This is a genomic window from Micromonospora sediminimaris (assembly GCF_016863575.1).
Classification (GTDB): domain Bacteria; phylum Actinomycetota; class Actinomycetes; order Mycobacteriales; family Micromonosporaceae; genus Micromonospora; species Micromonospora sediminimaris.
The window spans coordinates 47,165-73,838 of the sequence record NZ_BOPD01000033.1; the positions used below are offsets into that span (position 1 = coordinate 47,165).

Here is a 26,674-nt window from a genome sequence, read left to right on the forward strand (position 1 = left end):
GAGGCACACCGCGACGCCCAGGCAGCGAGTAGGCACCGTCAACCCCATCGAATCGAGGCTTCGTGCGTACGTGGAAATCAACGGACAAGGCGCCGTGCGGCACCGGTAGCAACCACGGAGGCCGCTGATGTCGGTCTTCGACGACCCGGGACACTTCGGTCGGCTCTGGGCCGACACCTATGACCTGCCGGGCGGCCTACCCGACCCGGCACCGGCGGTGGAGTTCCTCGCCGAGCTGGCTGGCAGCGGCCCGGCGCTGGAACTGGCCATCGGCACCGGTCGGGTCGCCCTTCCCCTGGCCGAACGCGGGATCGCGGTGGAGGGGGTAGAGGCGTCGCCGGAAATGGTCGCGAAGATGCGCGCCAAGCCTGGTGGCGGCACCATCCCCGTGGCCATCGGCGACATGGCGGACGTGCCGGTGACCGGCCCGTACACCGTGGCGTACCTGGTCTTCAACACCCTGTTCAACCTGGTACGCGCGCAGCGGCAGGCGGACTGCTTCCGAAACGTGGCGCGGGTGCTGGCCCCCGGCGGCGCGTTCGTCATCGAGACGTTCGTGCCCGACCCGGCGGACTTCGACCGGGACGAACAGGTCCAGATGCGGGAGGTGACCGAGGAGTCGGCCACCATCCGTCTGCACAAGTACGACCGGGCGGCGCAGACGTTCCTCCGGCAGACCATCACGTTCCACTCCGCCGGGGTGCACCTGCACCCGTTCGCGATGCGTTACCTGTGGCCGGAGCAGATCGACGAGCTGGCGGAACAGGCCGGTCTCCGGCTCACCGAGCGGTACGCCGACTGGGACCGGTCGCCCTTCGGCCCGGACAGCACCTCGCACATCTCCGTGTACCGGCTCAGGTAATTGACGGCGCGGGTACGACGGTCCGGCCGTCGTACCCGCGCCACAGCGCTCGCTGATCGGCTCGCACCGGGCTGAAATACTGGCCCACATGCCGATCCGTGCTTCGCTGCCGGCCAGACTTCGTCAGATCCGGGACCGGCACCGCGGGCGTTGGCTGCGCCGGGCGGTACTGGCCGGCGTGTCCGGTGTCGTGCTGTTGACGGCCGGCGTGTGGGCGAGCGCGAGTTGGATCCGCTCCGGGGCCGAGGGGCGCACCTACCCGATCGCGACGGTGCCCGAGGCACCGGTCGCCCTGGTGCTGGGCACCCGGGTCCAGCCCGACGGCACACCGGCGCCGTTCCTCGCCGCCCGGCTGGAGATCGCCCGCGAGCTGTACGCCACCGGCAAGGTGCAGGCGATCCTGGTCTCCGGCGACAACATGCGTCACGAGTACAACGAGCCCGAGGCGATGCAGCGCTGGCTGGTCGAGCAGGGGGTGCCGGCCGACAAGGTGGTTCTCGACCACGCCGGCTTCGACACGTACGACTCGTGCGCCCGGGCGAAGCGGATCTTCGGGGTGGAGCGGGCGACGGTGGTGACGCAGCAGTTCCACCTGGCCCGTGCCGTCACGGTCTGCCGTCATCTCGGCATCGACGCCAACGGCGTCGGCGACGAGACCGCGCGGGAGCTGAGCCACCGCACCTGGCGGATCAGCTCGGCCCGCGAGTACGGTGCCGGCCTCAAGGCCGCGCTGGACGTGCTCTCCCGCCGCGACCCGGTGCATCTCGGCGACCGGGAGACCGGTATCGACGACGCCCTGCGGGCCGGCTGACACCGGCACCGGCAGGGCATCACATCGCGGACAGCGCCGGGCCTACGCCACGAAGCGGGTACGGCGGCGACGGGCGATCAGGTAGGCGGCACCCCCGAGGAGCAGCAGCAGGGCCCCCACGGCGGCCACCGTCGCGGTCCGGGCACCGGTCACCGGCAGGCCGCCGCCCTGCCCGTCATCGTCGCCGGGCGCACCCGGGCTGGCCGGAGGGACGTCCGTCGGCGTGCCGGTCGGAGTCGCGGTGGGCGTGGCCGTCGGGGTCGCGGTGGGCGTGGCGGTCGGGGTCGGCGTCGGGGCGGTCTTGAGTACGACGCCAACGAAGCCGAGCGGGTTCGGCGGCTCCAGACCCACCAGTGGCGCCGACGGGGCGGCCAGGGTCAAGGGGCCACCGGTGCCCCGGACGGCACTGGTGCCCTGCCCGGCCCAGTCGTCGGCCAGCTTCTGGATGCCGCCGAGCCGGTCGACGTACTCCTTGCTGCGCCAGAAGTGGATGATCGACGAGATGTTCTCCGGGCGGGCGTCCGGCTTGGTGGAGATGCCGGCGCCCAGCGCCGCCAGGCTCGCGCCCGGGGCAAGCTCGACATCGAACTCACACCAGGCCGACTCCTGGTTGCTGTCGACGCCGTACCAGCAGTTCTCGTACGTCTTGGTGAAGTCCAGGTCGTTGAGGATCCGGATGTGCACGACCACGCCGTCGACAGGTGCGTCCCCCTTGTTTGTGACGCCGATCAGGGCGGGCACATCCTCGCCCTGACCAACCAGGTAGCCGCGCCGACCGTCGGTGGGCGGAAGCTGCTCGGTGCCGGCCGCGAGCTTCGCCGAGTCGGGTGCCGGCTGGGCCGGAGCAGCAGCGGCGGGTGCGGCGGCGAGACCGGCCGCGAGGAGTGCGGCGCTGACAGCGCACAGGGCAGAACGAGGCGTGGTCAAGGAAACCCCCGTGGATATCCGTCGATGACCGCGTCACGTTACCCGATCCGGGTTACGCCGCGCAGGACGCCTCCGGTCCGCTTCGGAGGTACCCCGCGACGGGCAACTCCGTCAGCCACCGCCTACACGTTGAAGCGGAACTCGACGACGTCGCCGTCCTGCATGACGTACTCCTTGCCCTCGATGCGGACCTTGCCCGCCGCCTTCGCCGCAGCCATCGAACCGGCCCCGACCAGGTCGGCGTAGGAGACCACCTCGGCCTTGATGAAGCCGCGCTGGAAGTCGGAGTGGATCACCCCGGCGGCCTCCGGAGCGGTCGCGCCGATCGGCACGGTCCAGGCCCGCGCCTCCTTGGGGCCGGCGGTGAGGTACGTCTGGAGGCCGAGCGTGCGGAACCCCACCCGGACGAGTTGGTCCAGCCCCGGCTCGGCCTGCCCGATCGACTCCAGCAGTTCCCGTGCCTCCTCCTCGGGCAGGTCCACCAGCTCGGATTCGATCTTGGCGTCCATGAAGACGGCCTCGGCGGGTGCCACCAGCGCCCGAAGTTCGTCGAGGAACTCGGCATTGTTCAGCTCGGCCTCATCGACGTTGAAGACGTAGAGGAACGGCTTGGTGGTGAGCAGGTGCAGCTCACGCAGGTGCTCCAGCTCGATGTTGGCTGCCGCCGCACCCGCGTAGAGGGTGGTGCCACCGTCCAGGACGTCGACGGCCCGGCGGGCGGCCTCCACCGCGGCGGCCCGATCCTTGCGGAGCTTGGCCTCCTTCTCCAGCCGGGGCAGCGCCTTCTCCAGCGTCTGGAGGTCGGCCAGGATCAGCTCGGTGTTGATCGTCTCGATGTCGTCGGCCGGTGAGACCTTGCCGTCGACGTGCACCACGTTCGGGTCGGAGAAGGCCCGCACCACCTGACAGATCGCCGAGGCGTCCCGGATGTTGGCCAGGAAGGCGTTGCCCCGCCCCTGGCCCTTCGAGGCGCCGCGCACCAGGCCGGCGATGTCGACGAACGACACCGGCGCAGGGATCACCTTCTGCGAGCTGAAGATCTCGGCGAGCTTGTGCAGCCGCTCGTCCGGCAGCCCGACCACACCGACGTTGGGCTCGATGGTCGCGAACGGGTAGTTCGCGGCGAGCACGTCGTTCTTGGTCAACGCGTTGAACAGGGTGCTCTTGCCGACGTTGGGCAGGCCGACGATGCCGATGGTGAGACTCACGACGAGCCAGCTTACGCCGGTACCGCTCGGCCGCCGGCAGGTAGGCCCGACCCGCCGTCAGGGTGTGGCAGGGCGCCGCTGGTGTCACCGGTCGTGCCGGGGTGTCGCCTGGCGCGGCACCAGCAGGTCGATCCGGAGGGCGCCGGGGGCGAGTTCGGCGGCGGCGGCCAGCGGCAGCGTGAAACGGGCGTCGGCGGCGGGCGCGGCGTGCCGTGACTCACCGAGCATCCAGTGGACCTCGTCGGCCGTCCAGCCCAGGGCCGGTCGAGCTGCGATCTCCCGGAGCAGCCGCAGTGCGGCGCGGGTGTCGTCGTCATAGAAGCGCATGCACCAGTGATGCACCCACATCCCGAGCGCGCGCACCCCGTCCCGGTCGAGCGAACCGACCAGCCGACCGCAGGCGGTGTCGCCGAAGGCACGACCCGGATCATCGGCGCGGTCCCGCTCGATGGCACCGACCGCGGCCGGCGCCACGGCGCGCATCCGGCGGTAGAAGCGCTGGACCGCTGTCGGGTCGAGTGGTGGGTGCTCGTGTCCCGACGCCGCCCGACCCGCCACGCTAACCATTGCCACACCCTTCTGGAGTTGGTGGCCGCACGCTACCCACCACAACCGACACTTCCCCTCCCCTGCCCTGCCCGCCCTTGCCGCGAGACGGAGGGTGTGGTCCGAATTCCGCGAGCCGGGTGGGCGGGAGCAGGCGCATCATCGGTTACGTGGAACTGGACTTCGAACGGTGTTACCGGGCCGTCGACAGCCGTGACCAGCGGTTCGACGGCTGGTTCTACACCGGCGTGACCTCGACTGGGATCTACTGCCGGCCGTCCTGTCCGGCGATGACCCCGAAGCGGCGTAATGTGCGTTTCTTCCCGTCGTCGGCGGCGGCCCAACGGGCCGGGCTGCGCGCCTGCCGTCGCTGCCGCCCGGACGCCTCCCCCGGTTCACCCCAGTGGGACGTACGGGCCGACGTGGTGGGCCGGGCGATGCGACTGATCGCCGACGGTGTGGTCGACCGTGACGGGGTGCCGGGGCTGGCCGCCCGGCTCGGCTACACCGAGCGACACCTGCACCGGATGCTGCGGGCGGAACTCGGCGCGGGGCCGCTGGCGCTGGCCAGGGCTCAGCGCGCGCAGACCGCCCGAACCCTGATCGAGACGACCGGGCTGGGCCTGGCCGAGATCGCGTTCGCCGCCGGGTTCGGCAGCGTCCGGCAGTTCAACGACACGGTGCGCGCGGTCTACGGCGCACCACCGTCGCAGCTGCGTAGCGGACACGACACGGTCGTCGGTGGTGCGGGCACCGTCACCCTGCGGTTGGCGTACCGGCCGCCGCTGCACGCCGCCGCGCTGCTCGACTTCCTCGCCCGTCGCACGCTGCCCGGGGTCGACGAGGTGGTCGACGGTACGTACCGGCGGGGGTTGCGGTTGCCGCACGGCCCCGGAGAGGCCACGCTGAGCCCGGCGGTCGGTCATGTGGCGGCGACGCTGCGCCTGACCGACCTGCGCGATCTGGCTCCCGCCGTGGCCCGCTGCCGGCGCCTGTTCGACCTGGACTCGGATCCGCTCGCCGTCGACCAGACACTCGCCGCCGATCCCGCGCTGGCCGCGACGGTGGCGGCCGAGCCTGGGGTACGCGTCCCCCGTGCGGTGGACGGCTTCGAGATCGCCGTCCGCGCCATCGCCACCCAACAGGTCTCCCTGGCCTCCGCCCGCACCACCCTCACTCGCCTCCTCGCCCACACCGGCACCGTTGATCAAGAAGTTGTGGACTCCGAGAGCGTTCCCGGTCGACGCAAACTTCTTGATCAGCAGGAGGGGTCTCGGGGCGGGGCGCTGCACGGGTTCGCCACGGCGGAGGAGGTGCTGCGGGTGGCCGATTCGGGGTTTCGGATGCCGGTGGGGCGGCGCGAGACGATCCGGGCGGTGGCACGGGCGGTCGCGGCCGGCGAGCTTGACCTGGAGCCCGGTGGTGACCGGGAGGAGACGGTGCGGCGGCTGACCGAAATCCCTGGCATCGGCGGCTGGACGGCCGGCTACCTGGCCATGCGCGCGCTCGGCGACCCCGACACGTTCCTCCCCACCGACCTCGCGCTACGTCGGGGCGCCGCCACCCTCGGCCTCACCGACAACCCCAAGACCCTCGACGAGTACGCCGTCCGCTGGCGCCCCTGGCGGTCGTACGCCGTGATCCGTCTCTGGCGATCGGCGTGAGCCCCGACGGCTCCACCCGAATCCAACCACCCGACCCAGCCTGGGTGCCTCTGGGCAGGCCAGCATCGATCCGACCCTGGAGAGCCGCATGAGCAGTATGAACACCACGATCAGCATGATCGACAGCGGAGTCATCGACACCCCCGCCGGGCCGTTCACCGTTCTCGTCGGTCCGGACGGCGCGGTACGGGCGTCCGGTTTCACCCCGGACCCGGCGAACCTGCTGCCGCTCGTACACCCGAGCCTGCGCGGTGAGCCTCGACACCGGCCGGATCTCGGCCCGGTCACCGCAGCCGTCAGCGATTACCTCGACGGCGACCTGACCGCGATCGACGACGTCCCGGTCGAACAGCACACCGGCGGGGCGTTCATGTCCCATGCCTGGCGGGTGTTACGCGAGGTCAAACCGGGCGCACCCGTCACCTACACCGGGTACGCCGCCCTGGCCGGCCGTCCCTCCGCGGTGCGCGCCGCCGCGGCGGCCTGCGCCCGCAACGCCGCCGCGCTGTTCGTCCCCTGCCACCGGGTGCTGCGCACCGATGGCACACTCGGCGGCTACCGCTGGGGGCTGCCGGTGAAACGCTGGCTCCTCGACCACGAGCGACTCGGCTAGCCCCGTACCGCGCTGCTGACAGCAAGCCGACACCGGCGTTGCTGCCAGATGCGGCTACCGTCGGGTAGTGGCTGCGGGGAGCGGCGGCGGCCCGGCCGACCGGGGCGAGATTCGTCGACATCCCCTGCGCAACCTCTGGCGACTGCGCCGCTATCTGCGTCCACACGCCGTCGAGTTCGGGTGGCTGATGCTGGCCGGGCTCGCCGCCACGGGCGCCGGCATCGCCGTACCTCTGGTGGCGCAACGGGTGGTCGACGGGCCGGTGGCCCGGCGCGACCTGACCGGCCTGTTCCTGCTGGCCGGGCTGGCACTGCTGCTCGGCCTGGCCGAAGCCCTGCTGATCTTCATCCGTCGATGGGTGCAGTCGTCGTCCTCGGTGGCGATGGAGGCGGCCATCCGCACCGATGTCTACGCCCACCTGCAAGGACTTTCGGCCAGTTTCCACGACCGGTGGCCGTCCGGCCAGTTGCTCTCCCGGATCACAAGCGACCTGTCGGTGCTGCGCCGCTTTCTCTCCTTCGGCCTGTTCTTCCTCGTACTCAATCTGGTCACCTACCTGGTCGTGGTGGTGCTGCTGATCCGGTTGCACCCCGCACTGGGGATGCTGGTGGCCGCCAGCGCGGTCCCGCTGTTCCTGATCGCCCGCCGCTTCGGTCGGCACTACCACGTCGCGTCCCGCCGCATGCAGGACCAGCAGGGCGACGTGGCCACGCTGGTCGAGGAGACCGCGCAGGGCCTACGCACGATGAAGGCGTACGGGCGGGGACCACAACTGGCCGCCCGGTTCGCCGCCAGCACCGAGGCGCTGCACGACACCGGGATCGGCAAGGGCAGGCTGCTCGCCCGCACCTCGGCGCTGCTGGACCTGGTGCCGAACCTGACCCTGGGCACGGTCCTGGTGGCCGGAGCAGCCGCGGTCGCCGGCGGACGGCTCACCATCGGTCAGCTCGTCGCCTTCGTCAGCCTTCAGCTGATGCTGATCTGGCCGGTGCAGTCGCTGGGCTGGATCATCGCCAACGGGCAGGAGGCGGCCACCGCCGCGGACCGGATCCAGGAGGTGCTGGACACCCGGCCAGCCATCGCGGATCGTCCGGTCGCCATCGCCCTGGTGCGCTCGACGGTGCGCGGTCGGCTCCGCTTCGAGGGGGTGGGCTTCCGCTATCCGGGAAGCGCGGTTCCGGTGTTGCGGGGCCTCGATCTCACCGTCGAGCCCGGCGAGACCGTGGCCGTGGTCGGCGCCACCGGCAGCGGCAAGAGCACCTTGTTGTCCCTGGTACCTCGACTGCACGACGTCAGCGCCGGCCGCATCACCCTCGACGGGCACGACCTGCGCGCCCTGCGGCTGGCGTCGCTGCGCGGCCTGGTCGGGGTCGCCTTCGAGGAGCCGACGCTGTTCTCCATGTCGGTGTGGGAGAACCTCACCCTGGGCCGGCCCGACGCCGGCGAGGACGAGGTCCGGGCCGCGCTGGCACTGGCCCAGGCCGAGTTCGCGTACGACCTGCCGTGGGGGTTGCGTACCCGGCTCGGGGAGCAGGGCCTGTCGCTCTCCGGCGGCCAGCGGCAACGACTCGCCCTGGCCCGGGCGGTGCTGATCCGACCGGCGGTGCTCGTGCTCGACGACCCGCTTTCCGCGCTCGACGTGCACACCGAGGCGTTGGTGGAGTCGGCGCTCAAGCGGGTGCTGCGCAACACCACCGCGCTGCTGGTGGTGCACCGTCCGTCCACGATCGCCCTGGCCGACCGGGTGGCGTTGCTGGAGCACGGCCGGATCACCGCCGTCGGCACCCACACCGAGCTGCTCGCCGGCGTTCCCACCTATCGTGGGCTGCTCTCCGCCGAGCCGGCCGCGGCGTCGATCGCCGGCACACCGACATCGACCGATCCGACGCCCGGCGGCTCTCCCCTGGTGCTCTCGTGACCGCCGCGTCGGCCGTGCCGGAGCCACCGCCCGAGGCGGACCCGGCGCACTGGCGGGGGGTGGCACCGGACCCGAACGCCGACCGCAGCCTCGCCGAGGACAGCGATCCGGCGGCGGTGGCCCGGCTCCGGGCCCGCAGCCGGGCGCTGCTGGCGGACGTGCTGCGCCCGCACCGGGCCCGGCTGGGCACGGCGGTCGCGCTGCTGTTGACCCAGAACGCCGCGGCCATGTCCGGGCCGTACCTGGTCATGCTCGGCATCGACCGGGCGATCGAGCCGCTCCGGGCCGGCGAGCCCGGCCCGTTGATCGCCGTGGCCGTGTCGTTCGCCGCCGCGGCCGGCATCGAGTACGCGGCCCGGCGTGGCTTCCTCACCATCTCCGCCCGCATCGGCCAGGCCGTCCTGCTCGACCTGCGCCGCCGGGTGTACGCACACTTCCTGCACCTGCCGGTGGCTTTCCACGAGCGATACACGTCAGGGCGGATGATCTCGCGCCTGACCAGTGACATCGACTCGATCGCCGAGCTGGTCGACGGGGGTGTCGAGAGCCTGGTGATGGCCGCCCTGACGATCGTCTCGGTGGCCGGCATCCTGCTCTGGCTGGACCTGCCGCTGGCCTCGGTGACTTTGCTCGCCTTCCCGCTGCTGTTCTGGCTGTCCCGCTGGTTCGCCCGCGCCTCGGCCTCCGCCTATCGCCGTACCCGGGAGGCGATGGCACTGGTCATCGTCCATTTCGTCGAGTCGATGCGGGGCATCCGGGCGGTTCAGGCGTACCGCCGGCAGGCGCGCAACCAACACATCTTCGACTCGGTCAACGACGACTACCGTCGGTCCAGTCGGCACGCCTTCCACCTGATCGCGACGTACTCACCGGGCATCAAGCTGATCGGCAACGTCACGGTCGCGGTGGTGCTCTGCTACGGCGGCGCCCGGGTGCTGGGCGGCGACACCGGGGTCGGTGTGCTCGCGGCCTTCCTGCTCTACCTGCGCCGGTTCTTCGAACCGATGCAGGAGCTGAGCCAGTTCTACAACTCGCTCCAGTCGGCGACGGCAGGGCTGGAGAAGCTCGCCGGGGTGCTCGACGAGCGGCCCTCGGTCGCCGAACCGACCCGGCCCGTGCCACTGCCCGACGGCCCGGCCCGCGGCGCGGTCCGCTTCCACGGGGTGTCGTTCGGGTACCGCCCGGACTCACCGATCCTCACCGAGCTGGACCTCGCCATCCCGGCCGGGCAGACCGTGGCCCTGATCGGGCCGACCGGCGCCGGCAAGTCCACCGTCGCCAAGCTGCTCGCCCGGTTCCACGACCCGGACAGCGGCACGGTCACTCTCGGCGGCGTGGACCTGCGCGAGGTGGCCGACGCGGAGCTGCGTCGGGCGATGGTGCTGGTCACCCAGGAGACGCACCTGTACGGCGGCACCGTCGCGGACAACATCCGGTTCGGTCGCCCGGACGCCGACGACGCCGCCGTCGAGGCCGCTGCCCGGGCGATCGGCGCGCACGACTTCATCTCGGCGCTGCCTGACGGGTACGCGACCGAGGTCCACCGGCGCGGTGGTCGGCTCTCCGCCGGGCAGCGGCAGTTGGTCGCCTTCGCCCGGGCGTTCCTGGCCGACCCGGCGGTGCTGATCCTCGACGAGGCCACCTCGTCGCTGGACGTGCCGACCGAACGTCTGGTGCAGCAGGCGCTCGGCAGCATCCTGCGGGACCGGACCGCGCTGGTGATCGCGCACCGGCTCTCGACGGTGGAGACCGCCGACCGGGTCCTGGTCCTCGACCGGGGCCGGATCGTCGAGGACGGGCCGCCGGCCGAACTGATCGTCGGCGGGGGCCGGTACGCCGACCTGCACCGCCAGTGGCGCGACTCGCTGCTCTGACCGTTGGTGATCAGGTAATGGCGTGCCCGTCACGGTCCCGGTGCCTACGATCTACGGATGACTGATACGGCGAGGACGGCCCGCACCGGCGTCCCCGAGCGTCCGACTCTGGACGGGCTCGAGGAGACCTGGTCGCGCCGCTGGCAGGAGGAGGGCACGTACGCGTTCGACCGCAGCAGGCAGCGGTCCGACGTATACGCGATCGACACCCCGCCGCCGACCGTATCGGGCGAGCTGCACATGGGGCACGTCTTCTCGTACACGCACACCGACCTGATCGCCCGGTTCCAGCGGATGCGCGGCCGGACGGTCTTCTACCCAATCGGCTGGGACGACAACGGCCTGCCCACCGAACGTCGGGTGCAGAACGTGTACGGGGTGCGATGTGACCCCTCGCTGCCGTACGACCCGGACTGGGCACCACCGACCGAACCGGTGAACGACGCCGCCCGGAAGAACCCGACCCCGATCTCCCGGCGTAACTTCATCGAGCTGTGCGAACGGTTGACCGTCGCCGACGAGCAGGTCTTCGAGGCGTTGTGGCGGCGGCTCGGCCTGTCGGTGGACTGGTCGTTGATGTACACCACAATCGGGCCGGTGGCCCGGGCCACCTCCCAGCGGGCCTTCCTGCGCAACCTGGCCCGGGGCGAGGCGTACCAGGCCGAGGCGCCGACGCTGTGGGACGTCGGTTTCGCCACCGCCGTGGCGCAGGCCGAACTGGAGGACCGGGAACGCCCCGGCGCGTACCACCGGTTGCGCTTCCACGGACCGGGCGGGCGGGCGGTGCTGATCGACACCACCCGGCCGGAGCTGCTGCCGGCCTGCGTCGCGCTGGTCTGCCACCCCGACGACGAGCGGTACGCGGACCTGGTCGGCACGACTGTGCGTACCCCCGTGTTCGGGGTGGAGGTGCCGGTGCGCGCGCATCCGCTGGCGGACCCGGCCAAGGGCACCGGCATCGCGATGGTCTGCACCTTCGGTGACCTGACCGACGTGACCTGGTGGCGGGAACTGGCCCTGGACACCCGGGTCGTCGTCGGCCGGGACGGCCGGCTGTTGCCGGAGCCGCCGGCCGGGGTGCCCGCGCAGCCGTACGCGGCGCTGGCCGGGCAGACGGTGAACGGCGCCCGACGGACCGTTGTGGAGCAGCTGGCCGAGGCGGATGACCTGGTCGGCGAGCCGCGCCCGATCACCCACCCGGTGAAGTTCTACGAGCGGGGCGACCGGCCCCTGGAGATCGTCTCGACCCGGCAGTGGTATCTGCGCAACGGTGGCCGCGACACAGGTCTGCGGGAGGAACTGCTGGCACGCGGGCGGGAGCTGCGCTGGGTGCCGGAGCACATGCGACACCGCTACGAACACTGGGTGGGTGGCCTGACCGGCGACTGGCTGGTCAGCCGGCAGCGCTACTTCGGGGTGCCGGTGCCGGTGTGGTACCGGCTCGACGACGCTGGCGAACCGGACTGGACCCAGCCTCTCACGCCGGAGGAGTCCGCGCTGCCGATCGACCCGTCCGAGGACACTCCATCGGGGTACGACGAGTCGCAGCGCGGCGTGCCGGGCGGTTTCATCGGCGACCCGGACGTGCTGGACACCTGGGCCACCTCGTCGCTGACTCCGCAGATCGTCGGCGGCTGGGAACGGGACCCGGATCTGTACCGGCGGGTCTTCCCGATGGACCTGCGCCCGCAGGGGCACGACATCATCCGCACCTGGCTGTTCGCCACAGTGGTCCGGTCGCATCTGGAGCACGGTGTGCTGCCCTGGCGCACGACGGAGCTGTCCGGCTGGATCCTCGACCCGGACCGCAAGAAGATGTCGAAGTCCAAGGGGAACGTGGTGACCCCGATGGCGCTGCTGGAACAGCACGGCTCGGACGCGGTGCGGTACTGGTCGGCCAGCGGCAAGCCCGGCACCGACCTGGCCTTCGACCCGGCCCAGATCCGGATCGGCCGGCGGTTGGCCACCAAGCTGCTCAACGCGTCGAAGTTCGCGCTCGGGCTGGGCGCCGCCGACGCGCTGCGCGCACCCGCGACCGAACCGCTCGACCGGGCCATGCTCGCCGAACTGTCCGAGGTGGTGGCCACCGCGACAACAGCGTTCGAGGGGTACGACCACACGGCCGCACTCCAGGCCACCGAGTCGTTCTTCTGGCGGTTCTGCGACGACTACATCGAGTTGGTGAAGGAACGCGCCTACGGCAGCGGAGCCGGGGCCGACTCGGCCCGGGCGGCGCTGGCCACCGCACTGTCGGTACAGCTGCGGCTCTTCGCCCCGGTCCTGCCGTACGCGACCGAGGAGGTCTGGTCGTGGTGGCGGTACGGTTCGGTGCACCGCGCGCCGTGGCCGACCACGTACGAGGTGGGCCGGGCGATCCAGGGCGAAGGTGACCCGCACCTGCTGCGGCTCGCCGCCGACGCGCTGGGGCAGGTCCGCCGGGCCAAGTCGGAACGGAAGCTGTCGATGAAGGCGGAGGTGCCGTTGGCCGAGGCGCTCGGCCCGGCCGCCGTACTCGACCAGCTCACGCTGGTAATCGACGACCTACGCGCCGCCGGCCGCATCGGCAAGCTCGACCTGCTCCCCGACCGCACCCCGACCCTGGTCATCGCCTGCGCCTTCTGAGGATGCCGTGCAACATCGGGGGAAGTGCTGCCTCAACAGCCGGGGAGGCAGCACTTCCCCCGAAAGTGCTGCCTCCCGACACCCGCCTAGAGGTGGGTCAGCTGGTTTCGCCGGCCACCGAGAAGGAGCGTAGGCGGTCGATGGAGAGGAAGGTGGCGGCGATGATGATCAGCGCGGTCATCACCGCCGCCACCGACACGGAGACCGTGGTGCTGAGCAGGTTGGTCGGGGCGAGCCGGTCGGCCAGGGCGATCACGTAGTGCTGGATCGACAGCACCCGGGTGCCGGTGACCACGTTGCTGAGCAGCCCTTCCCAGATCAGCACGTAGACCAGGCCGAGCAGCACCGGTCGCCGGGTGAGCAGGCTGGCCGCCACGAACAGCGCGGTGTAGGCCAGCGCACCTACCGACGCGGCGACGGCGAGCGCCGCGCCGAGGCGTACCGAGTCGGCCAGCAGGCCCGCCGCGAACAGCGGGACCGCGACGGTGACCGCGGTGGCCCCGGCCGCGACGGCCAGCTTGGGCAGCACGATCTGCCAGCGCGGCAGTGGCGTGGTGAGCACGTGCACCACCGTGCCGTCGTCGATCTCGGCCCCGAGCACGCCGGTGCCGACGATCAGGGCGACCACCGGCAGCACCACGGCCAGCCCGAGGCCGACCAGCACCGGCGGCCCCCAGTCGGCGGGAGTCACCCCGAGCGCCCGGGAGAGCACCGCCAGCCCGACCAGGAGTATCGGCAGCGGAAGCAGCAGCAGGAATCGGCGACGCCCGAACAGGCCGCGCATCGTGATCCAGGAGACAGTGGACATCAGGCCTCCACCAGGTAGGAGAAGACACTCTCCAGGGACTCGTCCTCGGGTACCAGTTGCTGGACCCGTACGCCCCGGGCCAGGGCGACCTTCGGCAGCATCCGGGTGAAGGCGCCGTAGTCACCGGCGCGTACGGTCAGGCCCTCGCGGCCCAGCTCGACCCCGCTGACCGACGACTCGGCCATCAACGCGACGGCCAGCGCCCGGTCGTCGGTGGAGCGGATGGCGAAGACGTGCGGCCGGTTGGTCATCAGCCGCCGGATAGTCCGGAAGTCGCCAGAGGCGGCAAGGCGACCGGCGACCATCACCTGCACCGTGCCGGAGACCTGCTCGACCTCCTCCAGGATGTGCGAGCTGAACAGGATCGTCCGGCCCGCGTCGCCGAGAGAGTGCAGCAGCTCCATCATGTGCAACCGCTGGCGCGGGTCCATGCCGTTGAACGGCTCGTCGAGCAGCAGCACCTGCGGGTCGTGCACCAGCGCCGCCGCCACCCGGGTGCGCTGCCGCATGCCCTTGGAGTACGTGCCGATGCGGCGGTCCTGGGCGTCGGCCATCTCCACCAGGTCGATGGCGCGGCGGGCGGCGGCCTGCGGATCCGGCAGCTTGTGCAGCTTCGCGGTGGCCAGCACGAACTCGTACGCGGTGAGGAAGCTGTGCACCGCCTCCCGCTCGCTGACCAGGCCGAGTCGCCGGTAGACCTCCGGGTTGCGCCAGGTGGGACGGCCGTCCAGGGTCACCTGCCCCCGGGACGGGGTGAGGAAGCCGGCCATCATGTGCAGCAGGGTGGTCTTGCCCGCCCCGTTTGGTCCGAGCAGCCCGGTCACCCCGGGCCCGAGGCTCATGCTCACGTTGTTGACCGCGACCACGTTGCCGTACCAGCGGGAGACCCCGGCGAGGTCAAGGGTGCTGGTGGTGGTGGCGGTGGCCGCCGGTGCGGTGTTCGTCATGGTCATCGTGCGGCCACCTTCTTGTAGCGGGCCAGCAGCAGGGCCACGCAGCCCGCCACGAGCGCGGCGGCGGCCAGCGCGTACACCGGGCCGAAGGCCCCGAGGTCGAGGTCGGCGGTGTTGGACTCGGTGATCAGCAGGTCGCGCATCGTCCAGAGGCCGACGCCCTGCACCAGGGTGGGCGGCGAGGCGATGCCGGCGAGCTGGTTAGCCGCCTGCGACGGCAGGACCGACAGGATGCCGACGATGGGCGTGGTCATCAGGAACACGGCGACGATCCCGCCGGCGGCGAAGGCACGCTTTCCGGTCATCGAGGCGACCAGCAGACCGACCGAGGCGAAGACCACCGCCCACAACCCGGCGTAGAGCAGCCCGGGCAGCAGATCGAGCAGTTCGTCCCAGACCGCGCCCATGCCGTCGGCGGTGAAGGCACCGCCGAGGAACATCAGCAGTTGTGGCGCGCCGAGCAGCAGGAAAAGCGCGGTGACCAGGGCAAGCAGCTTGGCCAGCGGGTAGTCGGCGTGCGGCAGCGGCCGGGAGAAGTACAGCGGCAGGACACCGCTGCGCATGTCCCGGGAGACCAGCTCGGGCGCGGCCACCGCGACGAAGAAGATGACCAGCCAGCTCATCGCGTCGGCGAACTGGGCGTACGTCATGATCACTTCGCCGATCTGGCTACGGATCGCGGTCACCGCGGCGGCCACCAGCAGCACGATGCCGACCACCAACCAGGGAAAGATCTTGGCTTTGGCGCTGCGCCCCAGCCCGAAGGTGGTCCGCACGCCGTGCAGGTACAGCGCCCCGAAGACGTGCCGGCGGCCCAGCCGGGGACCAGTGTAGCGCTGGTAGCCGATGTCGTGGATGACGCCGGTCGGCTCAGGCATGGCTGTTCTCCCTCCGGGCGAAGAGTTCGGCCACCCGGTGCCGGCGCTGGTCCAGCCGGTGCAGGGGCAGGTCAAGCTCGGCCACCGCACCGAGGATCAGGTCGTACGTGCGCTCGTCGGCCAGCGGCACCAGCAGCAGCCTGCCCTCCCGGCCCACCGGCAGGTCGAGCGCGGCCAGCCGGGTGGCCAGCGCCTCGGTGCCCTCGCTGACCTCGACCGCGAGCACGTCGGTGGCCGAGGTCATGGCGGCGATGTGGTCGGCCCGCAGCAGCCGCCCGCCCTCGATGGCGACCAGGGTGTCGCAGATCCGCTCGACCTCACCGAGCAGGTGCGAGCAGACCAGCACGGAGATGCCGAACTCGGTGCCGATCCGCTGCACCAGTGCGAGCATCGCGTCCCGCCCGGCCGGGTCGAGGCCGTTTGTGGGCTCGTCGAGCAGCAGCAGGTCCGGATCGTGCACCAGCGCCTGAGCGAGCTTGACCCGCTGCTTCATGCCGGTGGAGTAGCCGCCCACCGGCCGGTGGCGCTCCTCGTGCAGACCCACGTGGCGCAGCGCCTCGGAGGCCCGTTCCCGGGCGACCGTGCGCGGTAGGCCGCTGATCCGCCCCAGATGGGTGACCAGTTCGGCGGCGGAAAGGTCGGGCGGCAGGCAGTCGTGTTCGGGCATGTAGCCGACCCGGGCCCGCACGGCCGCCGTGTCGGCGGTCGGGTCCAGGCCCAGCACCTGTATCCGGCCGCGGGTGGGAGTGAGCAGGCCGAGCAGCAGCTTGATCAGAGTGGACTTGCCGGCGCCGTTGGCGCCGACCAGGCCGACGATCCCTGGTTCCACCGCGACCGTCAGATCGGACAGTGCGGTGACTCCGCCGCCGTAGACCTTCGTCAACGACTCGGTTGCGATCAGTGTCACGTCGTCAGCCTAGAGCGGTCGGACAATGCACCGCGCTCCGGAAGCAACCCCCGTTTCCCCTGATACCGGCACGCCACCTCCCCCTAGGGAGATCGGCCGCGACCGGAGGGCAGTCGGTTCGCAGTTCGTAAGATTTGCGCGGCTGACAGCACGCGACCAGCCGCGACAGACTGGGACATGCTCATTCGCCGCCTGTTCCGTACTCCGCTCACGTGGATCGCGATCACCGTGCTGGCCGCCGGTTCGGCCTTCGGCCTGTACTGGTTCCAGCCGTGGAAGCTGCTGACCGACGCCGAGGTGGCCGAGCGGCTGTCCACGGTCGCCACCCCGGCGACCTCCGCCGCACCAACCGGTTCGGCCACGCCGACCAGTTCCGCCCCGCCCGCCTCCCCCGACGCCGCGGCGGCGACCCTGGTCAGCTCCGGTGACTTTATCAGCCACGAGCACGACACCTCCGGAAGCGCCCGGATCGTACGCACCGCCGACGGGCAGCACCGGCTGGAGTTGGTAGGTCTGGACACCTCCAATGGCCCGGACCTGCGGGTGTGGCTGACCGACCAGCCGGTGATCGAGGGCCGGGACGGGTGGCACGTGTTCGACGACGGCCACTGGGTCGAGTTGGGGCGGCTCAAGGGCAATCGCGGCGACCAGGGTTACGCCATTCCGAACGATGTCGACCTGTCGGACCTGACAAGCGTTTCCATCTGGTGCAAGCGGTTCGCGGTCTCGTTCGGGGCGGCCACGCTGGGCTGAGCGGCCGAACGCGTACGACATCGCGAAGCGGCCCGTCGACAGCAGTGGCACGGCGGGCATGGTGGCGCTCTCGACCGATCGGCGACCGGCTGCGAAACTGTGTGCCGGTCGCCGGAGTTGGGGGTCTGATGAGCAACGGGTGGGTGCTGCCCGACGAGGTGCTGCGGGAAGCACCGACGTACACGCCGCGTCCCGGTGAACTCGCGGATCTCGAGCTGCTGCTGATCGGTGCGTACGCGCCGCTGGTCGGGTTCATGACCCGGGCCGACCTCGTCTCGGTCAGCCGCCGGGGCCGGCTCGTCGACGACGCCCCGTGGCCGGTCGCCGTCCCGCTCCAGGTGCCCGCGACGGTGGTGCAGCAGCTCGACCTCGCCGACCCGGGCCGCCGGACGCTGGTGCTCACCGACAGCGAGGGCGCACCGATGGCGGCCCTGGAGGTGGCCGACGCCTGGACGATCCGCGACGGCGTGGCCGGGGTCGGCGGCACCGTGCGCCGGCTGGGCGACGGCGCGCACGGTCCGTTCCAGCGGCTGCGGCGTACGCCCGAGGAGATCCGCGCGTTGCTGCCGCCCGGCCGGGTGCTCGGGGTGGTCGCCGACCGGCCGCTGCACCGGCCGCAACTGGCGCAGATCGCACATGCCGTACGCACCCTGAGCGCCCACCTGCTGATCATGATTCCGGTGGGCGAGGACGGCACCGGTGGGCTACCGCCGGAGGCGCTGGTCCGCAGCGTGTTCGCCGCCCGGGACCGGATGCCGCCGGCGACCCTGGTAGCCGTGCCGTTCTCCCGGCGACGCGACGAGATCAGTGACGCCCTGCTACTGGCCCGGGTCTCCGCCGCGTACGGCGTCACCCACCTGCTCTCCACCGGCGAGATGCTTTCCGGGGCCGGGCTGCGCGTGCTGGTGCCCCGCGAGTTGGCCTACGACAACCGGGACGGCCAGTGGCGCTGGCGCGACGACATCCCGCCCCGCAACCGACGGCTGGCGTTGAGCCAGGCGGAGATCGAAGACCTGCTGGACCGTGGGTTCCCGCTGCCCGAGTGGCACACTCCCCCGGCGGTGGCGAAGGAGCTGAGCCGGGCCCGACCGCCCCGGCGGCACCGCGGCCTGGTGGTGTTCCTGACCGGGCTCTCGGGTTCCGGCAAGTCGACAGTCGCCCGGGGGCTCGCCGACGCGCTGCGGGAGGAGGGCGAGCGGACGGTCACGCTGCTCGACGGTGACGTGGTTCGTCGCGAGTTGACCGCGGGGCTGGGCTTCAGCAAGGCCGACCGGGACACCAACGTGCGTCGGATCGGGTGGGTCGCCGCCGAGATCGCCCGGCACCACGGCATCGGCATCTGCTGCCCGATCGCCCCGTACGCCCAGGCCCGGGCGACCGCCCGGGAGATGGCGATGGCCGCCGGCGCCGGGTTCGTGCTGGTGCACGTGGCCACTCCGTTGGAGGTCTGCGAGAAGCGCGACCGCAAGGGCCTGTATGCCCGCGCCCGGGCGGGACTGCTCACCGGGATGACCGGCATCGACGACCCGTACGAGGAGCCGACCGACGCGGATCTGGTGCTCGACACCACCGATCTCTCCGTCGACGAGGCGGTACGACGGGTCCTGCACCACCTGACCGAGACCGGTTGGGTGGAGCCGCGCCTGCCCGCGATCTGACCCCGGAAGCATCCTCCCTTCCGGTGGTCGACTCCGAGCGCTAATGTTTGTTTCTGTCCGGATCTGTTCGCTCACGTGAGGCCGGGAGGGGTCGATGCTCGCGCGGCAGCGCCATGCGGCGATCCTCGACCGGGTCCGCGTGACCGGCGGCGTACGCGTCGGCGAGTTGGCCGCCGAGTTCGGCGTCTCCGACATGACCATCCGCCGTGACCTGGACCTGCTGCACGAACGTGGCCTGCTCGCCAAGGTGCACGGCGGTGCCACCGCCACCGGCGCCACGGACGAGCCGGGTTTCCGGGCCAAGTCGGTACGCCGGCAGGCCGAGAAGACGGCCATCGCGGCGCGGGCCACGAAGCTGGTCCGGCCCGGAGCGGCGATCGCGCTCTCCGCCGGCACCACCACCGCCGAACTGGCCCGGCAGCTGATCGCCGTGCCGGCCCTGACCGTGGTGACCAACTCGCTGCCGGTGGCCGACATCCTGCACCGGCGGGGCCGCACCGACCAGACGGTGGTGCTGACCGGCGGGGTTCGCACCCCCTCCGACGCCCTGGTCGGGCCGCTGGCCGTCGGCGCCGTCCGGACCCTGCACCTGGATCTGCTTTTCCTCGGCGTGCACGGGATGACCGAGCGGACCGGCTTCACCACCCCGAATCTGACCGAGGCCGAGACGAACCGGGCCCTGGTCGCGGCGGCGGACCGGTTGGTGGTGCTCGCCGACCACACCAAGTGGGGCACGGTCGGCATCTCCGCCATCGCCGACCTGGACACGGCCGACGTGCTGGTCACCGACGACCGGTTGGCACCGGAGGCCCGACGACTGCTCACCGACCGGGTCGGCGAGCTGATCGTCGTGCCGGTCACCGAAGGCGGGACATTGCGATGAAACGTACGGCGATCAGCCTGGCCGACGGCCGCGAACTGATCTACTTCGACGAGCGCGACGACGCCGTCCGGGACCAGCCGGACCGGCGCCCGTTGCCGCCTCTCCCACCCGCCTCCCAACTGCGCTACGACCCGCTCACCGACGAGTGGGTGGCGCTGGCGGTGCACCGGCAGACCCGGACCTTCCTTCCCCCGGCCGACCAGTGCCCGCTCTGCCCCTCGACGCCGGACCGGCTCAGCGAGATCCCGGCCCCGGAGTACGCGGTCGCGGTCTTCGAGAACCGGTTTCCGGCGCTGAGCGGGCGGGTGGTGGCCGAACCGGCCGCGATCACCCCGTTCACTCCGGTCCGCCCGGGGCAGGGGCGCTGTGAGGTGGTCTGCTTCACCGACGACCACGACGCCTCCTTCGCCGCGCTACCGCCGAGCCGGGTGCGTACGGTGCTGGACGCGCTGGCCGACCGGACCACCGTGCTCGGCGGGCTGCCCGGCGTCGAACAGGTCTTCTGCTTCGAGAATCGGGGGGTGGAGATCGGGGTGACGCTGCACCACCCGCACGGGCAGATCTACGCGTACCCGTTCGTCACCCCACGGACCCGGTCGCTGCTGGGCGCGGCCCGCCGGCACGCCGAGCGCACCGGCGGCGGCAACCTTTACGCCGACGTGCTGGCCGCCGAGCGCGCCGCCGGCGAGCGGGTGGTGGCGACGAACCCGCACTGGACGGCGTACGTCCCGGCAGCCGCCCGGTGGCCGTTCGAGGTGCACGTCGCGCCGCACCGGGCGGTGCCCGACCTGCCGGCGCTGACCGAGGCGGAACGCGACGCCTTCGGGCCGCTCTACCTGGACCTGCTGCGCCGCTTCGACGGGCTGTTCGACACACCCATGCCCTACATCGCCGCGTGGCACCAGGCACCGGTCCGCGTCGAGCGTGAGCTGGGGCATCTGCACCTGCAACTGTTCAGCGTCCGGCGGGCGGCGGACAAGCTGAAGTACCTCGCCGGCTCGGAGTCGGCGATGGGGGTCTTCATCAACGACATCGCCCCCGAGCGGGCCGCCGAGCTGCTGCGCGCGGTCTAGCGGACGGTCCACGTCGGTCGCCGCCGGGCAGGGCCGGAGCTACGGCCCTGCGGACAGCAGGGCGCGGGGGGCCCGGGACAGGGCCCCCCGCGGGGAAGGGACGGCTGGCTGTACTCGACAGCCGGGAAGGCTGGCTGCTGGGCACGCGAGTCGCGCGGTGGCGACGGTCAACCTTCCAGGACGGGACTGGCATCTCGTCCATCCAGGTCAACGAGGCGCGCCGGACGAAGTGACGCCGATGGGCGCGTCCGGTCGCGACACGCCGCCGCTGCGGGTACCGGATACACCGAGCCCGCCGGCGCTCGGGCCGGCGGGCTCGGTGAACTGCGGGTGAGACTCAGGCGGCCAGGCGGCGCGCCAGGTTCTCGTCGAGCGTGTTCATGAACTCGTCGGTGGTCTGCCACGGGGCGTCCCGCGAGATCAGCAGCGCGAGGTCCTTGGTCATCTGGCCGCCCTCGACGGTGTCGACGATGACCTGCTCCAGCGTGTTGGCGAACTCGCTGACCGCCGGGGTGCCGTCCAGCTTGCCCCGGTGGGCCAGGCCACGGGTCCAGGCGTAGATCGAGGCGATCGGGTTGGTCGAGGTCTTCTCGCCCTTCTGCCACTGCCGGTAGTGCCGGGTGACGGTGCCGTGCGCGGCCTCGGCCTCGACGGTGCGACCGTCGGGCGAGAGCAGGACCGAGGTCATCAGGCCGAGCGAGCCGAAGCCCTGCGCGACGGTGTCGGACTGCACGTCACCGTCGTAGTTCTTGCAGGCCCAGACGTAGCCGCCCTCCCACTTGAGCGCGGCGGCGACCATGTCGTCGATGAGCCGGTGCTCGTAGGTGAGGCCGGCGGCGTCGAACTCGGCCTTGAACTCGTTCTCGAACACCTCGGCGAAGATGTCCTTGAACCGGCCGTCGTACGCCTTGAGGATGGTGTTCTTGGTGGACATGTAGACCGGGTAGTTGCGGTCCAGGCCGTAGCGGAACGAGGCCCGGGCGAAGTCCCGGATCGACTCGTCGTAGTTGTACATGCCCATCGCGATGCCGCCGCCGGGGAAGTTGGCGACCTCCATCTCGACCGGCTGCGAGCCGTCGGCGGGCGTGTAGGTGATGGTCACCGTGCCCGGGCCCGGGACCACGAAGTCGGTGGCCTTGTACTGGTCGCCGTGGGCATGCCGGCCGATGATGATCGGCTTGGTCCAGCCGGGGACGAGCCGCGGCACGTTGGACATGATGATCGGCTCGCGGAAGACGACGCCGCCGAGGATGTTACGGATGGTGCCGTTCGGCGACCGCCACATCTTCTTCAGGCCGAACTCCTCGACCCGCGCCTCGTCCGGAGTGATGGTGGCGCACTTGACGCCGACGCCGTGCTCCTTGATTGCGTTCGCGGCGTCGACGGTCACCTGGTCGTCGGTGGCGTCGCGGTGCTGGATCGAGAGGTCGTAGTAGTGCAGGTCGACGTCGAGGTAGGGCAGGATCAGCTGCTCCCGGATCTGCTTCCAGATGATCCGGGTCATCTCGTCGCCGTCGAGCTCCACGACCGGGTTGTTTACCTTGATCTTCGCCATCGGCCGGCGCTCCTCTCAGGGGACATGCTCAAGCAGTACGAGCGTACTGGATCGGCTCGGACAAGGAACGCCGCGCCCACCGGTCGGCCCGTGCCTCCACCGGCGAACCGCCAGATTGATCAAGGGGTTTGCGTCTCGGATCAGCTTTCCCGAGACGCAAACCTCTTGATCGACTCAGTTCGTCGCTGTCACATGGACGCGACGTCGGCCTGCTTGGCGCGGACGGCCTCGGCGGCCTCCCTGAGGGCGGCCAGCTCGTCGGCGTCGAGGTCGGTCTCCACCACGCGCTTGACGCCCTGAGCACCGATCTCGGCCTCGACGCCCAGGTAGACACCGGAGATGCCGTACTCGCCGTCGACCCAGGCACATACCGGCATGACCTCGCCGGAGTCCTCCGCGACCGCCTTCGCCATCCGGGCCGCTGCCGCCGACGGGGCGTAGTACGCCGACCCCGTCTTGAGCAGGGCCACCACCTCGGCACCACCGTTGCGGGTACGTACGACCAGGTCCTCGATCTGCTCGGCCGGCATCACCTCGCGCAGCGGCTTGCCGTTCACGCTGCTCTGCGACGGCACCGGAACCATGGTGTCGCCGTGCGAGCCCAGGGTCAGCGTCTTCACCGACTTCACCGGCACCTGCAACGCCTCGGCGACGAAGTTGGTGAACCGGGCGGTGTCCAGCATGCCGGCCTGACCGAGCACCCGGTTGCGCGGGAACTGGGTGGCGATCTGGGCCAGCGCGGTCATCTCGTCGAGCGGGTTGGAGACCACGATGACGACGGCGTTCGGGGCGTACTTGGCCACGTTCTCGGCGACCTGGCGGACGATCTTTGCGTTGGTCTCCAGCAGGTCCATCCGGCTCATCCCGGGCTTCCGCGGCAGGCCGGCGGTGATGACGACCACGTCCGAGCCCTCGATGCCCTCGTAGCCCTCACCGTTCGGGCCGGTCGTGACCCCGACGACAGTGGTCTCGAAGCCCTCCACAGCACGCGACTGGTTGAGGTCGAGGGCGATACCCGCGGGCTTGCCCTCGATGATGTCGGTGATCACGACGGTGTCGAAGACGTCGTACTCGGCCAGGCGCTGCGCGGTGGTGGAGCCGTAGAATCCGGCCCCGACGACAGTGACCTTCTTACCCATGGTCGTCCCACTCCCTGATACCAGTCGGTTTTCCGGACCGTATCAGCCATCCTGGCACCGATCGGGCCAGGGGCGGACGGTTATGAGCGTTCGGCCCGCTCCACGACATTGGTGAGCAACATGGCCCGGGTCATCGGTCCGACCCCGCCGGGCATCGGCACCAGCTTGCCGGCCACCTCGGCGACCTCCGGGTCCACGTCGCCAGTGTAGCGGCCCTTGCCGTCGGAACCGATCACCCGGGTGATGCCCACGTCGACCACGACCGCACCCGGGTTGATCATGTCCGCGGTGAGCAGGCCGGGTACGCCCGCCGCCACGATGACGATGTCGGCGGCCCGGGTGTGCGCGGCCAGGTCCAGGGTGCCGGTGTGGCAGAGGGTGACGGTGGCGTTCTCGCTCCGCCGCGTCAACAGCAGCCCCAGCGGGCGTCCGACGGTGTTGCCCCGGCCCACCACCGCCACGTTGGCGCCGCGCAGCGGCACGTCGTGCCGACGGAGCAGCTCCACGATGCCGCGCGGGGTGCAGGGCAGCGGCGCGTCGTAACCGAGCACCAGCCGGCCAAGGTTGACCGGGTGCAGGCCGTCAGCGTCCTTGTCCGGGTCGATCAGCTCCAGCACCCGCTGCGTGTCCAGGTGTGCCGGCAACGGCAGTTGGACGATGTAGCCGTGGCAGGCCGGATCGGCGTTCAGCTCGGCGAGAACCTGGTCGACCTGCTCCTGGGTGGCGTCGGCCGGCAACTCCCGGCGGATCGAGGCGATGCCGACCTCGGCGCAGTCCCGGTGCTTGCCGTTGACATACGCCTGGGAGCCCGGATCGGACCCGACCAGCACCGTGCCGAGCCCCGGCACGGTGCCCCGTTCCGCCAGCGCCTTCACCCGCGCCCGCAGCTCGTCCTTGATCTCGGCCGCGGTCGCCTTGCCGTCCAGAAGCGTCGCCGTCACGAGCAGATCGTCTCACGCCCGCCGCCACCGGCTCCCCCGACCTCGACGACCCGACCGGCCAGCCGTCCGGCCGGACTACTTTGCGTGAGGTGTGATTCGTCACTTAGCGTGACAATCTGTGGAGCCGAACACCCCCGTTCCGGACGTGCGGGCACGAAGGGCCACAATCCGGCGATCATGACGGGCCACGACCAGGCATCCCACCGGGTCGCCAACGTCGCCCAATCGGTCCATATCTCCGCACTTCAAGGCGGTAGCGCAGCGATGCGCGTAGCACGCGACCGGGAGACCGACAAGACCGGGGGTGGCGTTCTGTTACCCCTTCGCAACCGCTACGTTGCCGACTCGCGGCATACGACCTACCGTTGCCCGTCGTTGCGCAGCGTTACCCCAAAGCCGGGCCCGACTGCGCAGCGTAATGGAGATGAGGAGGCTAGATGCGTGTTCGTAGGCTCGCCGCCTGGACCGCCCTCCCGCTCGCGGTGACCCTGGGCCTGGTGGCCTGCGGCTCGGGCGGCGACGGCGGATCCGGCGAGAGCGACCCCAACGCGGCCGTGCGGATCGAGATCGCCGAGCCGCAGCACCTGGTGCCGACCAACACCAACGAGACGAGCGGTTCCCAGGTGCTCGCCGCCCTGTTCAGCCCGCTTGTCGACTACGACGAGGCCCACAAGCCGTACGAGGTGGCCGCCGAGTCGATCACGTCCGAGGACAACACCACCTGGACGATCAAGCTCAAGGACGGCTACACGTTCCACAACGGCGAGAAGGTGACCGCCGACAACTACATCGACGCCTGGAACTACGGCGCGTACGCGCCGAACGGGCAGAACTCCAGCTACTTCTTCGAGAAGATCGCCGGCTACGACGACCTGCAGGGTGAGAGCCCGAAGGCCGAGACGCTCAGCGGGCTGAAGCAGGTCGACGACCTGACCTTCACCGTCACGCTCGCGCAGCCGTACAGCGAGTTCAAATCGATGCTCGGCTACACCGCCTTCTACCCGCTGCCGGAGGCCGCGTTCAGCGCTCCCGGCGAACTGGTCGAGGGTTACGAGCAGGCACCGATCGGCCAGGGCCCGTTCAAGATGAAGGGCACCTGGCAGCACGACGCCAAGGTCGAGGTCGAGCGGTACGACGCCTTCCCCGGCGAGCAGCCGAAGGTGGCCGGCGTCGAGTTCCGGATCTACCAGCAGCTGACCGCGGCGTACGCGGACGTGCTGTCGGACAACCTCGACGTGATCAAGACCATCCCGACGGAGAACCTCTCCACCGCCGGCACCGATCTGGGCGACCGCTTCGTGCAGAGCCCGGCGTCGTCGCTGCACTTCCTGGCTTTCCCCACCTTCCAGGAGGAGTTCAGCAACCCGGATGTGCGCAAGGCCATCTCCATGGCGATCGACCGCGAGGAGATCACTCGGTCGATCTTCAAGGACTCGCAGCAGCCGGCCCGCGCGTTCGTCTCCCCGGCCGTCGCCGGCTACCGGGAGAACACCGTCGGCGCGGCGGGCGAGTTCGACCCGGCCAAGGCCAAGGCGCTCTACCAGGCCGCCGGCGGCCCGTCGAAGATCACCCTGTCCTACAACGGCGACGGTGGCCACAAGGACTGGATCGACGCCACCTGCAACCAGCTCAAGGCCAACCTGGGCGTGGACTGCGTCGGCAGCGCCGAGCCCAAGTTCGCCGACCTGCTGACCAAGGTCAAGGCAAAGCAGCCGGTGGGCCTGTTCCGGATGGGCTGGATCATGGACTACCCGTCCATGGAGAACTACCTGGGCCCGCTGTACAGCACCAACGGCTCGTCGAACTACTACGGCTACAGCAACCCGGACTTCGACCGTCTGCTCGCCGAGGGCGCCAGCGCCCCCAGCGAGGAAGAGGCGATCAAGAAGTACCAGGAGGCAGAGGACCTGCTGGCCGAGGACCTGCCGGTCGTACCGCTGCGGTTCGGCCAGAACAACTTCGGCCACTCGACCAAGGTCAAGAACGTCGAGATGGATCTCTTCGACCGGGTCAACCTGACCAAGATCGAAGCGATCAAGTAACGCACACGTCGGCGGGTCGGGTCATCGCGAGGTGACCCG

General features: G+C 70.9%; 22 protein-coding genes. 12 read left to right on the forward strand and 10 right to left on the reverse strand.

The annotated features are described in order from the left end of the window. Positions 1-127 precede the first annotated feature (127 nt). Positions 128-862, forward strand: a complete 735-nt coding sequence (locus Vse01_RS23810; RefSeq protein WP_093405065.1) for a class I SAM-dependent methyltransferase — start codon at positions 128-130, stop codon at positions 860-862. An 88-nt stretch (positions 863-950) separates the two neighbouring features. Beyond that, positions 951-1,673, forward strand: a complete 723-nt coding sequence (locus Vse01_RS23815; protein WP_093405062.1) for a SanA/YdcF family protein — start codon at positions 951-953, stop codon at positions 1,671-1,673. 42 nt (positions 1,674-1,715) lie between these two features. Here Vse01_RS23815 and Vse01_RS29500 read toward each other — a convergent pair whose 3' ends face one another. The 3 genes from Vse01_RS29500 to Vse01_RS23830 form a co-directional block, all read right to left on the reverse strand. Then, entirely contained in the window at positions 1,716-2,600 is an 885-nt protein-coding gene (locus Vse01_RS29500) for an LPXTG cell wall anchor domain-containing protein (protein WP_232511267.1), read from the reverse strand. Positions 2,601-2,722: 122 nt separating this feature from the next. Next, complete coding sequence (gene ychF, locus Vse01_RS23825; RefSeq protein ID WP_093405060.1) at positions 2,723-3,808, reverse strand: redox-regulated ATPase YchF; 1,086 nt, start codon at positions 3,806-3,808, stop codon at positions 2,723-2,725. Between the two features lie 84 nt (positions 3,809-3,892). Further along, positions 3,893-4,375, reverse strand: a complete 483-nt coding sequence (locus Vse01_RS23830; RefSeq protein ID WP_093405057.1) for a hypothetical protein — start codon at positions 4,373-4,375, stop codon at positions 3,893-3,895. 149 nt (positions 4,376-4,524) lie between these two features. On the opposite strand from Vse01_RS23830, the gene Vse01_RS23835 reads away from it, so the two are divergent. The 5 genes from Vse01_RS23835 to valS all read left to right on the forward strand — a co-directional run bounded on the left by Vse01_RS23835 (position 4,525) and on the right by valS (position 13,045). Next, the gene (locus Vse01_RS23835) at positions 4,525-6,018 is read left to right on the forward strand and encodes a DNA-3-methyladenine glycosylase 2 family protein (protein WP_093405055.1); all 1,494 of its coding nucleotides are present in this window, start codon (positions 4,525-4,527) and stop codon (positions 6,016-6,018) included. A gap of 97 nt (positions 6,019-6,115) precedes the next feature. Next, the gene (locus Vse01_RS23840) at positions 6,116-6,631 is read left to right on the forward strand and encodes a methylated-DNA--[protein]-cysteine S-methyltransferase (RefSeq protein WP_093405052.1); all 516 of its coding nucleotides are present in this window, start codon (positions 6,116-6,118) and stop codon (positions 6,629-6,631) included. A gap of 67 nt (positions 6,632-6,698) precedes the next feature. Further along, entirely contained in the window at positions 6,699-8,549 is a 1,851-nt protein-coding gene (locus Vse01_RS23845) for an ABC transporter ATP-binding protein (protein WP_093405050.1), read from the forward strand. Beyond that, positions 8,546-10,423: an ABC transporter ATP-binding protein gene (locus Vse01_RS23850; RefSeq protein WP_093405048.1), complete on the forward strand. Its 1,878-nt coding sequence runs from the start codon at positions 8,546-8,548 to the stop codon at positions 10,421-10,423. The genes Vse01_RS23845 and Vse01_RS23850 overlap by 4 nt, the downstream gene beginning before the upstream one ends. A gap of 57 nt (positions 10,424-10,480) precedes the next feature. Then, a complete protein-coding gene (gene valS, locus Vse01_RS23855) occupies positions 10,481-13,045 on the forward strand; it encodes a valine--tRNA ligase (RefSeq protein WP_093405046.1) in 2,565 nt (854 codons plus the stop codon). Between the two features lie 97 nt (positions 13,046-13,142). On the opposite strand, the gene Vse01_RS23860 is transcribed toward valS, so the two are convergent. Genes Vse01_RS23860 through Vse01_RS23875 form a run of 4 tightly spaced genes read right to left on the reverse strand, consistent with a single transcriptional unit; the run spans position 13,143 to position 16,591 of the window. Continuing rightward, positions 13,143-13,853 (reverse strand): ABC transporter permease, encoded by a 711-nt coding sequence (locus Vse01_RS23860; protein WP_093405043.1) that lies wholly within the window; start codon positions 13,851-13,853, stop codon positions 13,143-13,145. Then, positions 13,853-14,806: an ABC transporter ATP-binding protein gene (locus Vse01_RS23865; protein WP_093405041.1), complete on the reverse strand. Its 954-nt coding sequence runs from the start codon at positions 14,804-14,806 to the stop codon at positions 13,853-13,855. Before Vse01_RS23865 ends, Vse01_RS23860 begins: the two co-directional genes overlap by 1 nt. Next, positions 14,803-15,684: an ABC transporter permease gene (locus Vse01_RS23870; RefSeq protein WP_093405039.1), complete on the reverse strand. Its 882-nt coding sequence runs from the start codon at positions 15,682-15,684 to the stop codon at positions 14,803-14,805. The genes Vse01_RS23865 and Vse01_RS23870 overlap by 4 nt, the downstream gene beginning before the upstream one ends. Next, positions 15,677-16,591, reverse strand: a complete 915-nt coding sequence (locus Vse01_RS23875) for an ABC transporter ATP-binding protein (protein ID WP_093405036.1) — start codon at positions 16,589-16,591, stop codon at positions 15,677-15,679. The genes Vse01_RS23870 and Vse01_RS23875 overlap by 8 nt, the downstream gene beginning before the upstream one ends. 177 nt (positions 16,592-16,768) lie before the next feature. Between Vse01_RS23875 and Vse01_RS23880 the strand changes: the two genes are divergently transcribed. The 4 genes from Vse01_RS23880 to galT all read left to right on the forward strand — a co-directional run bounded on the left by Vse01_RS23880 (position 16,769) and on the right by galT (position 20,958). Next, positions 16,769-17,344, forward strand: a complete 576-nt coding sequence (locus Vse01_RS23880) for a DM13 domain-containing protein (protein ID WP_093405034.1) — start codon at positions 16,769-16,771, stop codon at positions 17,342-17,344. Between the two features lie 128 nt (positions 17,345-17,472). Beyond that, positions 17,473-19,002 carry an adenylyl-sulfate kinase gene (gene cysC, locus Vse01_RS23885; protein ID WP_093405031.1) on the forward strand — a complete coding sequence of 510 codons (1,530 nt, stop codon included), beginning with the start codon at positions 17,473-17,475 and terminating at the stop codon, positions 19,000-19,002. A 94-nt stretch (positions 19,003-19,096) separates the two neighbouring features. Then, positions 19,097-19,885 carry a DeoR/GlpR family DNA-binding transcription regulator gene (locus tag Vse01_RS23890; protein ID WP_093405029.1) on the forward strand — a complete coding sequence of 263 codons (789 nt, stop codon included), beginning with the start codon at positions 19,097-19,099 and terminating at the stop codon, positions 19,883-19,885. Beyond that, complete coding sequence (galT, locus tag Vse01_RS23895; RefSeq protein WP_093405027.1) at positions 19,882-20,958, forward strand: galactose-1-phosphate uridylyltransferase; 1,077 nt, start codon at positions 19,882-19,884, stop codon at positions 20,956-20,958. Before Vse01_RS23890 ends, galT begins: the two co-directional genes overlap by 4 nt. A gap of 337 nt (positions 20,959-21,295) precedes the next feature. Here galT and Vse01_RS23900 read toward each other — a convergent pair whose 3' ends face one another. From Vse01_RS23900 to Vse01_RS23910, 3 genes are all read right to left on the reverse strand, one after another. Continuing rightward, the gene (locus Vse01_RS23900; protein WP_093405024.1) at positions 21,296-22,513 is read right to left on the reverse strand and encodes an NADP-dependent isocitrate dehydrogenase; all 1,218 of its coding nucleotides are present in this window, start codon (positions 22,511-22,513) and stop codon (positions 21,296-21,298) included. A 188-nt stretch (positions 22,514-22,701) separates the two neighbouring features. After that, positions 22,702-23,652 (reverse strand): malate dehydrogenase, encoded by a 951-nt coding sequence (locus Vse01_RS23905; RefSeq protein WP_093405022.1) that lies wholly within the window; start codon positions 23,650-23,652, stop codon positions 22,702-22,704. Positions 23,653-23,732: 80 nt separating this feature from the next. Beyond that, entirely contained in the window at positions 23,733-24,593 is an 861-nt protein-coding gene (locus Vse01_RS23910; protein ID WP_093405019.1) for a bifunctional methylenetetrahydrofolate dehydrogenase/methenyltetrahydrofolate cyclohydrolase, read from the reverse strand. A gap of 437 nt (positions 24,594-25,030) precedes the next feature. Between Vse01_RS23910 and Vse01_RS23915 the strand changes: the two genes are divergently transcribed. Further along, positions 25,031-26,635: a peptide ABC transporter substrate-binding protein gene (locus tag Vse01_RS23915; protein WP_093405017.1), complete on the forward strand. Its 1,605-nt coding sequence runs from the start codon at positions 25,031-25,033 to the stop codon at positions 26,633-26,635. Positions 26,636-26,674: the final 39 nt, after the last annotated feature.